This is a genomic window from Streptomyces sp. NPDC006314, assembly GCF_040613075.1.
Classification (GTDB): Bacteria; Actinomycetota; Actinomycetes; order Streptomycetales; family Streptomycetaceae; genus Streptomyces.
The window spans coordinates 417345-426324 of record NZ_JBEXRL010000003.1 but is presented as its reverse complement, the minus strand read 5'-3'; the positions used below and the strand labels follow the sequence as shown (position 1 = coordinate 426324).

Sequence of the window (8980 nt, the reverse complement as noted above, 5' to 3'; positions counted from 1 at the left end):
CCGCCGGCGGATGTCACAGCCGGAGGTCGCTGTCTCGTCCACGAGGTGCAGACAAAGCCTCGATCAAGGAGTGGACGATGAACCTCGCGCTGTGGGTCGCTGCCGGACTGCTGGCCGTGGTAGCCCTGGCCGGCGGCATCAGCAAGACCTTCGTGCCCAGGGAGAAGCTGGCCACGGTCCATGGCGGCGGATGGACCGCGGACGCCGGCGCCGCCTTCGTGAAGGCCCTCGGCGTCCTCGAACTCCTGGCCGCGGCGGGCCTGATCCTGCCCGCCGCGCTCGGCATCGCACCGGTTCTGGTGCCGGTGACCGCGGTCTGCTGGACCTTGCTGATGATCGGCGCGATGATCACCCACGGCCGCCGCGACGAGTCCGCGTTCGTGCTGCTGAACCTGGTCTACCTCGCGCTCGCGGCACTCATCGCGTGGGGCCGCTTCGGTCCGGAGTCCTTCACCGGCTGACCGGCGACTGAAGCATCGATCACCAGGACTTCACGAAGGAGCCGGCATGAGCGGGACCGAGGAGTTCCAGGAGCTGCGGCCGCTGCTGTTCTCGATCGCCTACCGGATTCTGGGCGGTGTGAGCGAGGCCGAGGACGCGGTCCAGGAGACCTGGCTGCGCTTCGAGGCCTCCCCGACCGAGCCCAGATCGGTCAAGGCCTTCCTGTCGGCCACGGTCACCCGGATCTCCATCGACGTGCTGCGCTCGGCCCGCGTCCGGCGGGAGCAGTACGTCGGGCCGTGGCTCCCCGAGCCGCTGCTCGCCGACCCCTACGAGGACCCGGCACGGTCGGCGGAGCTGGCCGACTCGGTGTCGATGGCGGCCCTGCTGCTGCTCGAGCGGCTCAGCCCGCTCGAGCGCGCGGTCTTCGTCCTGCGCGAGGTGTTCGACTTCGGCTTTCCCGAGGTCGCGTCGGCGGTGGGGCGCTCGGAGGCGGCGTGCCGCCAGCTGGCCGTGCGGGCGCGGCGCCATATGGCCGCGGGCCGGCCCCGCTTCGAAGCGGACCGCAAAGAGCGGGAGGAACTGGCGTCACGGTTCTTCGACGCCCTCCGCGAAGGCGACGTCGCCGGGCTGCGGGACCTGCTCGCCGCCGACGTGTCGATGGTCGGCGACGGCGGCGGCAAGGCCCCCCAGCTCGCCAGGGACATCGTCGGCGCACAGAACGTGGCCCGGCTGCTCGCCTTCGCCTTCCCCCGGATGGCCCGGATCGACGTGACGTGGGAACCGCACGAGGTCAACGGCCAGCCGGGCGCGATCGTCCGTGACCGGGACGGCAAGGTGCTCAACACCCTGACGCTCGATGTACTCGACGGGCAGATCCAGACGATCCGCCTGGTGATCAACCCCGACAAGCTCGGGCACCTGGGCCCGGTGGCGGACGCCTGGGCGATCGACCGCGCGGTCCGTCCGGCACCCCGCGCCACGGCGGAGGAAGGGGCGACCTCACCCCGGCAGTGACAGGCGGTCTTGCACCAAGGCCCCTCGCGGCCCCGACCGGGGCCTTTACCAGGTGCGCGGCTCAGTCCAGCCGCTCCAGCCGCCGGCCCCGGCTCTCCGCGACCCGGAGGGCGTCATCGAGGGCCTGGGTCAAGCACTCGGCCAGGAAACGGAGTTCGCCTGGCGCGGTGTCCGGCAGGATCTCCCGGGCATGGGCCAGCAGTTCTCCCCCCATGCCGAGCTGAACGGACTCAGTGGCGTCGGCCAGCCGGGAGAGCGGCCCGTCGTGATCGTCGGTGATCAGGTAGCAGGGCTTGCCCCCGGAACCGGTCCAGGGCAGCAGACGCGGCGGCTCGGTCACGCGACCTCCAGCCCAGGGATCCGGTACGACCCGGGCATCTCCTGTCCCCGGGCGGCGAACGCCGACTCCCGTCGGCTCTGCCGCTGTTCATGAGCCGTCAGATACGGCCTTACGGCCCTGGTGGCGGTGGCGTCTAGGGGAGTGTGGAGGCCGTAGGGGCTGCGGTGGCGGGGCAGGGGCTGGGTCGGCCAGGGATCGGCCACGGCCGCGATGTACGGCAGCCGTTTCCTTCCGGGCGGATGGAGCAGGAGACTCACCCAGGCGGCAAGGCGGCGGATAAGGTCGGTCACGTCATCAGCTCCAGTTCGGCTGGTGGCCACGCCCCCGGACGGCTCCACCCGTCGCGGGGGTCCTTCATAGCCATACGATAGCGAGAGCAGTCTAGGCATGCTAGGGATCACAGGGATTCCCTGTATCGCACGGATGTACAGGCATGCGGATGATGGTCCGGTGATGGAATTCGCCCCCGACATCCCTCGCTGGCGCCAGGTCGCCGAGATCATCCGGCGCCGGATCGCAGACGGAACGTACGCACCGCGCACCAGGGTGCCGTCCGTCGTACAGCTCACGGCGGAATTCGGGATCGCCAACGCGACGGCGCACAAGGTGCTGCGGGCCCTGCGCGAGGAGGGCCTGACCTACACCGAACCCGGCCTCGGCTCCTTCGTGGCCAAGCGCCCCGCCGAGGAAACCCAACCGCCCGCGTAGGGCCGTCGGCGACGGGGCGCCATCCCTGCGGTTTCCTGACTAGGCCCCCTTGGGTCCGGCCTGCTGCACCACCTCGAAGGACCACAAAGTGGAGCCGGAGGCAGCCGGACGGGGCCGCTCGCCGCCCTCGCCGCCACCCTGGTGCGCGGACTTCATCGGCCCCTCCATCCATGCCTGGAACGACTGCTCGTCACGCCAGCGCGTGTAGACGAGGTACTGGTCGGTGCCCTCGACGGGCCGCAGCAGCTCGAACCACTCGAAGCCGTCGGAGTTCTCCACGGCGTGGGCCCGCGAAGCGAACCTCTTCTCCAGTACCTCCCGCTGCTCGGCGGGAACGGTCAGCACGTTGATCTTCACTACGCTCATGGACCCATCCTGACCCACACCACGGCAGGATCGGTGTGAAGCCGCCCCGCTCACCTGGCCCGTCTTCCGGCCGGGGCAGGGGTGTCGCCGCCACTCGAACGCGTGCATCATTGCCGGGGTTGTCAACGGGGCCGGCGAGGTGGACGGTGCGGATGCGAAGCGGCAGGACGTATACGGCGGTGGCCGTCGGCTGTGTGTTTCTGCTCGGCGCCTGCGGCCCGGCCGACGGCACCGGAGCCGGGCAGCCCCCGAGGACGAAGCTCGCGGAAGCCCCCGCCTCGCTGCCCGTCCCGCGCGGCGAGGGCAGCAAGGTCCCGGACGACTTCAACGGCGACGGCCACCGCGACCTCGTCCTCGACGACCTGGTCAAGGCGCAGAGCCACGCCGACGACGCCGGCATCGGGATCGTGTACGGCGGCCCGCGCGGACTCGCGCCCGGCGCACGGCAGTTGCTCAGCCCGAAGAAGCAGGCGGCCCCCGCCGAGGGCCGGCTCCCCGCCCTCTTCGACGCGGAGGACAGCTGCGACCTCGACGGCGACGGCTTCACCGATCTGATCGTGTCGACCGACCCGCCGTACGACGGCCAGGGCCGGCCCCCGGTGCCGCTGCAGATCCTGTTCGGCTCCCCGTCCGGGCTCACCGGCCGGGGCGTGAAGCTCACCGTCCCGGCCCGCGCCCGCTTCGGCAACGACTGGCCGGACCAGCCGGTGTGCGGCGACTTCGACGGTGACGGCGAAAAGGACCTGGTGCTGCACGCGACCGGCGGGAGACTGTCGTACCTGCGCGGCCCGTTCAGCCGTCAGGGCGTCCCGCGCGCGGCCGGTGCGCCCCTCCCCTCCCCCGGTGAGATGCCCGCCGGTCCCGCCACCGACGTCGACAAGGACGGGTACGACGACCTCGTCGTCCGTGCAACGGAGGGCACCGGCAAGGCCGCGGTCGTCCTCGGCGGCCCCACCGGTCCGGCCCGCACCGGTGCCCTCCTCCCCTCCGGCGTCGATGTCGCCCTCGGCCGCTTCGGACGCGGCAGGGCGCTGGACGCGGCGGTCGGCGGCATGGGCGGGACGTCCCTGTGCTACGACCTCCCGGTCCCAGCCGGCCGGGTCACCCTCGCCGCCGCCGGCTCGATGCTCGACGCCGCCGACTTCGACGGGGACGGCCGCGACGAACTCCTCTCCAGCGGCTCCCGGTTGCGCGTCTTCCGCGCCGCGACGGCCGGGTTCTCGACGCACAACGCGGTCACCGTCATACCCCGGGCACCCGGCACGACCCGCGTCCTGGCCGCCGCCGACTTCGACGGAGACGGGCGCGCCGACCTGGTCGTACGGACGTACCGGGGCGAGACACAGGACACGGTCGCCGTGTATGAGGGCACGGCCAAGGGGCTGCTCGTCACCAAGCCGGCGGTGGCCTTCTCCACTTCCGAGTTCCTGGAGCCGTAGCCCGCCCGCCTACGTCACGGCGGCCTCAGAGAATCACCGAACTCACGTACAACCTTTACGCCCTGACACAGGTCTCCTGATCGCCGACCACCCGTGAACCGCAGGACAACTCGCGACGAACACGGGTGGTCCGCACCCCATTGACTGCGGATGCCCGCCAGGCATCCCCCGCATGCCGCAGGAGAACCCGCATGCACACGCACCGGCGACTCGCCCTCGCGACGGCCACCGCGGCCGCGCTGACGGGCGGTCTGCTCACCTTCGCCGCCTCGCCCGCGACCGCCGCCGACTCCGTCAAGGTCGCGAAGGCCGACTTCAACGGCGACGGCATCGGCGACGTCGCCACCTCCGCGCCCGGCGCGTACGTCAACGGCCGCAAGGACGCCGGCCAGGTCGTCGTGCTGTACGGCGCGGCCGCCGGCGTCTCCTCCGCCCAGCGCACCGTCATCAGCCAGGACACCACCGGCGTCGCCGGCACCGCCGAGGCCGGCGACGGCTTCGGCCGGGAGACCGCCTACGGCGACTTCAACGGCGACGGCTACGACGACCTCGCCGTCGGCTCCCCGTACGAGAAGGTCGGCACCGACACCAACGGCGGCGACCTCGTCATCCTGTGGGGCTCCCAGAGCGGCCTGACCGGCAAGTCGGCCCACCTGGCCGACCCGACCATCTCCTCCCATGACTACTGGGGCAAGGACCTCGCCGCCGGCGACTTCGACGGCGACGGCAAGACCGACCTGGTCGTCGGCAGCTCCTCCGCCACCCTCCACCTCTACAAGGGCGGCATCAGCGGCTCGGGCACCGCGGGCAGCCGCACCACCGTCAAGCCGCCCATCCAGTCGGGCAGCAACGACTACCCGTTCGGCCCGATGAGCCTGACCGCCGGTGACGTCAACGGCGACGGCCGCACCGACCTCGTGGTCGACGGCTACGAGACCGCGACGCGGTACGGCTGGAACACCAACTACTGGCTGCCCGGCACCGCGAGCGGCCTGAGCGGCTCCTCCGCCAAGGCCCTCAAGTCCGGCATCATCACGGCCATCGGCGACATCAACGGCGACGGCTTCGGCGACATCGTCAGCGGCGCCGGCTGGGACGCCACCACCGAGGACGGCACCCCCGTCCCGGACGCCTCCAACGGCGGCCGGGTGAACGTCACCTACGGTTCCGCCTCCGGCCCGGCGGACACCACCGGTATCAACCAGAACACCGGCAACGTCCCCGGCACCTCGGAGAAGGGCGACTCCTTCGGCTGGGACCTCGACCTCGGCGACGTCAACGGCGACGGTTACCAGGACCTCGTCGTCAGCAGCCCGCTGGAGGACATCGAAGGCGTCACCGACACCGGCGCGGTCACCGTCCTGTACGGCTCGGCGTCCGGCGTGAACACCGCCTCCGACGCCCAGTCCTTCAACCAGAACACCACCGGCGTCCCCGGCGGCAACGAGAAGAACGACCTCTTCGGCACCGACGTCAAGCTCGACGACGTCACCGGTGACGGCAAGGCCGACCTGGTGATCGGCGCGTACGAGGACAGCGGCGACGGCGCCCTCACCTACCTGCCGTCCAGCGGTACGAAGATCACCACGTCCGGTGCCCGCTTCGTGTCCGCCGGCTCCGCCGGTGTCCCCACCACGGGCACCCCGCAGTTCGGCGCCCTCTTCGCCGACTGACCCGCCCTCGTCCCTCCCATCCGTGGCCGGCCCCGCAGCCGTGCGAGCCGGCCTCCCCTCCCACCCGGAGCCCCGCCTTGCGCAAGCGCGTCATCCTGCTGGCCGCCACCCTGACCACCGGCCTGCTCACCGCCCTTCCCGTCACCCCGGCCGCCGCCGCGCCCTCCCGGCTGACGGGCGACTTCAACGGCGACGGTTACCTGGACATCGCCCTCGGTGCCCCCAGCCACCAGGTCGGCACGGCACAGCAGGCCGGCGGCGTCGTCGTGCTCTACGGCTCGTCCTCGGGCGTCTCGGCCGCCAAGCACACCGTGATCACGCAGAACTCCACCGGTGTCCCGGGCACGGCCGAGGAGGGTGACCTCTTCGGTGGCAGCCTGGCCGCCGGCGACCTGGACGGCGACGGTTACTCCGACCTGGTCGTGGGCGCCTCGAGCGAGAGCATCGGCGACCGGGACGCCGTGGGCAGCGCCACCATCCTGTGGGGCGGCACGTCCGGCCTGTCCGGTGGCGCCCTGGTGCCGCAGCCCTCCACCCTGTCCGAGTGGGGCGACTTCGCCCGCGGCATCGCGGTCGCCGACTTCGACGGGGACGGCAAGCTCGACGTCACCCTCACCGGCCGGACCGAGACCCGCCTCTACAAGGGCCCCTTCACCCGCACGGGCACCCCGGTGAGCAACGTCCGCGTCGGCGAGCTGGGCAGCACGACCGGGGTGATAGCGGGCGACCTGAACCACGACGGCACCGCCGAGCGCATCTACCCGTTCCTCGTCGACGGCGACGAGGGAGGCGACATCAGGTACTTCACCTGGACCGGCTCCAAGTACGCCATGAAGGACCTGCCGAACGCCGACGGCCAACCCGGCTCGATCGCCGACGTCAACGGCGACGGCTACGGCGACGCGGTCCTCGGCGACCCCACGGACCCCAGCCAGTACAAGAAGTCCGGCCACAAGGGCGGCCAGATCTCCGTCTGGTACGGCGGCCCGAACGGTCCCGACCCCGCCCAGACCCCGACCGTGATCCACCAGGACTCCCCGGGCGCGCCCGGCGCCGCCGAGACCGACGACATGTTCGGCTCGTCGATCAGCACCGGTGACATCAACGGCGACGGCTACGCCGACGTCGCGGTCGGCACGCCCGGCGAGGACCTGGGCAGCGCCGGCGAGGCCGGCGCGGTGACCGTCCTGTTCGGCTCCGCCTCGGGTCTGACCACCAAGGGGGCGAAGACCTGGACGCAGGACACGGAGGGCGTACCCGGCGGCTCCGAGGCCTGGGACCGGTTCGGCCAGTCGGTCCGGCTGATCGACATCAACAAGAACGGCAAGGCCGACCTGGTCACGGGCGCGGGCGGGGAGAACGGCTACGGCGCCGTCACGATCCTGCGCGGCACCGCCTCCGGCCTGACCACCGACTACGCCACGTTCATCAGCGCCCGGGACGTCGCCCTGAAGGGCTACGCGGACTTCGCCTCGGCCATCGCCCAGTGACGCACCCCCGACTCCGGCTTCCACAAGGGAACTCCATGCGCACACGCGTCCTCGCCGTCGCTCTCGCCGGGGCCCTGACCCCGCTCGCCCTGACCGTGCCCGCCGCCCACGCGGCCACGGCCGCCGCCCCGTACGACTTCAACGGCGACGGCCGCGCCGACCTCGCGATCGGTGCCCCCGGCGCGACCGTGGGCGGCCAGTCCAAGGCCGGCGCCGTCTCGGTCGTCTACGGCAGCTCCACCGGGCTGAAGACGGCCACCCGCACCCTGATCACCCAGAACACGGCCGGCGTGCCCGGCACCGCGGAGGCGGGCGACGCGTTCGGCAGCGCCGTCGCCTCGGCCGACCTGAACAAGGACGGCTACGCCGACCTCCTGATCGGCGCGCCCGGCGAGGACGTCGACGGCGACACCAACGACGGCACGGTGGTCGTCGTCTGGGGCGCCGGGTCCGGACTTTCCGGAGCCCGTACGGTCATCGACTACTGGCACGAGGACGTGGACCGCTACGGGCAGGCGCTGGCCGCGGGCGACCTCGACGGCGACGGCGACACGGACGTCGCGATCGGTGCCACCGGCTCGGTCGGCCTGTCCTTCGTCAACGGCCCGGTCACCAGGTCCGGAGGCTGGCAGGGCGGCTCCGGCGCGGGCTTCCCCGACTCCTACTCCCCCTCCTACGGCATCACGGCCCTGTCCGCGGGCCGCGTCTCCCCCGCCTGGTCCACCAGCCTGGTCATGCACGGCCGGCAGCCCCGCACGGGCGCCGCCGTCACCCACCTGGTCACCGACCCGTCCATCGGCAACTTCACCGACTGGATGCAGGACCTGCCCGCCGGCACCGTCTCGGCGATCGGCGACATCGACAAGGACGGGTACGCCGACATCGCGGTCGGCAACCCGGCCGAAACCTCCGCCGACCCGGCGGGAGCCAAGGGCGGCAAGGTCACCGTGGTCTACGGCGGACCGGGCGGCAAGGACACCTCCCGCGCCCCGCTGGTCCTCGGCCAGGACGCAGCGGGCGTGCCGGGCGCGGCCGAGACCGGCGACGCGTTCGGCAGCAGCGTCTTCCTGGGCGACGTCAACGGAGACGGGTTCAAGGACCTGGCGATCGGTGCGTCCGGTGAGGACTCCGGCACCGGTTCGGTCACCCTCCTCTACGGCACCGCCTCCGGGCTGACCACCAAGGGCGCGGTGTCGTACACCCAGAACACCGCGGGCGTCGCCGGCGCCGCCGAGAAGGGCGACCGCTTCGGTGCACGGGTCCTGCTCGCCGACCACTCCGGCGACCACCGCGCCGAGCTGACCGTGGCGGGCCCGGGCGAGAACGCGGGCGACGGCGCGGTCTGGTCGCTGCGCGGCGCGGCCGGTGGACCCACCACGGCCGGCTCGCTTTCCTTCGGCCCGTCGGCCACCGGAGTCTCCACCGCGGGCGCCCCGCTGTACGGCTCGGTCCTCAACAACTGACGCGGCGCATCCTGGGCGGACCCTGGATCGCCCCCTGACGCCC

The 8980-nt window shown here is 72.3% G+C and carries 10 protein-coding genes; 7 read left to right on the top strand and 3 right to left on the bottom strand.

Annotated features, from left to right (window positions below; all coding sequences use genetic code 11):
- Nucleotides 1-77: 77 nt before the first annotated feature.
- Nucleotides 78-461, top strand: a complete 384-nt coding sequence (locus ABZ079_RS07660; RefSeq protein ID WP_356938477.1) for a DoxX family protein — start codon at nucleotides 78-80, stop codon at nucleotides 459-461.
- Between the two features lie 46 nt (nucleotides 462-507).
- Nucleotides 508-1458, top strand: a complete 951-nt coding sequence (locus tag ABZ079_RS07655; RefSeq protein ID WP_356938476.1) for an RNA polymerase sigma-70 factor — start codon at nucleotides 508-510, stop codon at nucleotides 1456-1458.
- A gap of 61 nt (nucleotides 1459-1519) precedes the next feature.
- On the opposite strand, the gene ABZ079_RS07650 is transcribed toward ABZ079_RS07655, so the two are convergent.
- Nucleotides 1520-1798, bottom strand: coding sequence for a hypothetical protein (locus ABZ079_RS07650; RefSeq protein ID WP_356938475.1), 279 nt, complete (start codon nucleotides 1796-1798; stop codon nucleotides 1520-1522).
- Nucleotides 1795-2088: a hypothetical protein gene (locus ABZ079_RS07645; protein WP_356938474.1), complete on the bottom strand. Its 294-nt coding sequence runs from the start codon at nucleotides 2086-2088 to the stop codon at nucleotides 1795-1797. The genes ABZ079_RS07650 and ABZ079_RS07645 overlap by 4 nt, the downstream gene beginning before the upstream one ends.
- A 163-nt stretch (nucleotides 2089-2251) precedes the next feature.
- Here ABZ079_RS07645 and ABZ079_RS07640 point away from each other — a divergent pair, with 163 nt between their 5' ends.
- On the top strand, nucleotides 2252-2506 hold the full coding sequence (locus tag ABZ079_RS07640; protein WP_356938473.1) for a winged helix-turn-helix domain-containing protein: 255 nt from the start codon (nucleotides 2252-2254) through the stop codon (nucleotides 2504-2506).
- A 39-nt stretch (nucleotides 2507-2545) separates the two neighbouring features.
- Here ABZ079_RS07640 and ABZ079_RS07635 read toward each other — a convergent pair whose 3' ends face one another.
- Nucleotides 2546-2872, bottom strand: coding sequence for an antibiotic biosynthesis monooxygenase (locus ABZ079_RS07635; protein ID WP_356938472.1), 327 nt, complete (start codon nucleotides 2870-2872; stop codon nucleotides 2546-2548).
- 152 nt (nucleotides 2873-3024) lie between these two features.
- Between ABZ079_RS07635 and ABZ079_RS07630 the strand changes: the two genes are divergently transcribed.
- The 4 genes from ABZ079_RS07630 (at nucleotide 3025) to ABZ079_RS07615 (ending at nucleotide 8937) form a co-directional block, all read left to right on the top strand.
- Nucleotides 3025-4311 (top strand): VCBS repeat-containing protein, encoded by a 1287-nt coding sequence (locus tag ABZ079_RS07630; RefSeq protein WP_356938471.1) that lies wholly within the window; start codon nucleotides 3025-3027, stop codon nucleotides 4309-4311.
- 191 nt (nucleotides 4312-4502) lie between these two features.
- Complete coding sequence (locus ABZ079_RS07625) at nucleotides 4503-5984, top strand: FG-GAP and VCBS repeat-containing protein (RefSeq protein WP_356938470.1); 1482 nt, start codon at nucleotides 4503-4505, stop codon at nucleotides 5982-5984.
- Nucleotides 5985-6061: 77 nt separating this feature from the next.
- Nucleotides 6062-7474, top strand: a complete 1413-nt coding sequence (locus tag ABZ079_RS07620) for an FG-GAP-like repeat-containing protein (RefSeq protein WP_356938469.1) — start codon at nucleotides 6062-6064, stop codon at nucleotides 7472-7474.
- A 35-nt stretch (nucleotides 7475-7509) separates the two neighbouring features.
- Nucleotides 7510-8937, top strand: a complete 1428-nt coding sequence (locus ABZ079_RS07615; protein ID WP_356938468.1) for a hypothetical protein — start codon at nucleotides 7510-7512, stop codon at nucleotides 8935-8937.
- Nucleotides 8938-8980: the final 43 nt, after the last annotated feature.

Bases quoted from the DNA above. Each gene is read 5' to 3' on its own strand.
- ABZ079_RS07635 (WP_356938472.1), bottom strand. From the start codon at position 2,872: ATGAGCGTAGTGAAGATCAACGTGCTGACCGTTCCCGCCGAGCAGCGG.
- ABZ079_RS07630 (WP_356938471.1), top strand. From the start codon at position 3,025: ATGCGAAGCGGCAGGACGTATACGGCGGTGGCCGTCGGCTGTGTGTTT.
- ABZ079_RS07625 (WP_356938470.1), top strand. From the start codon at position 4,503: ATGCACACGCACCGGCGACTCGCCCTCGCGACGGCCACCGCGGCCGCG.
- ABZ079_RS07655 (WP_356938476.1), top strand. From the start codon at position 508: ATGAGCGGGACCGAGGAGTTCCAGGAGCTGCGGCCGCTGCTGTTCTCG.
- ABZ079_RS07640 (WP_356938473.1), top strand. From the start codon at position 2,252: ATGGAATTCGCCCCCGACATCCCTCGCTGGCGCCAGGTCGCCGAGATC.
- ABZ079_RS07615 (WP_356938468.1), top strand. From the start codon at position 7,510: ATGCGCACACGCGTCCTCGCCGTCGCTCTCGCCGGGGCCCTGACCCCG.
- ABZ079_RS07660 (WP_356938477.1), top strand. From the start codon at position 78: ATGAACCTCGCGCTGTGGGTCGCTGCCGGACTGCTGGCCGTGGTAGCC.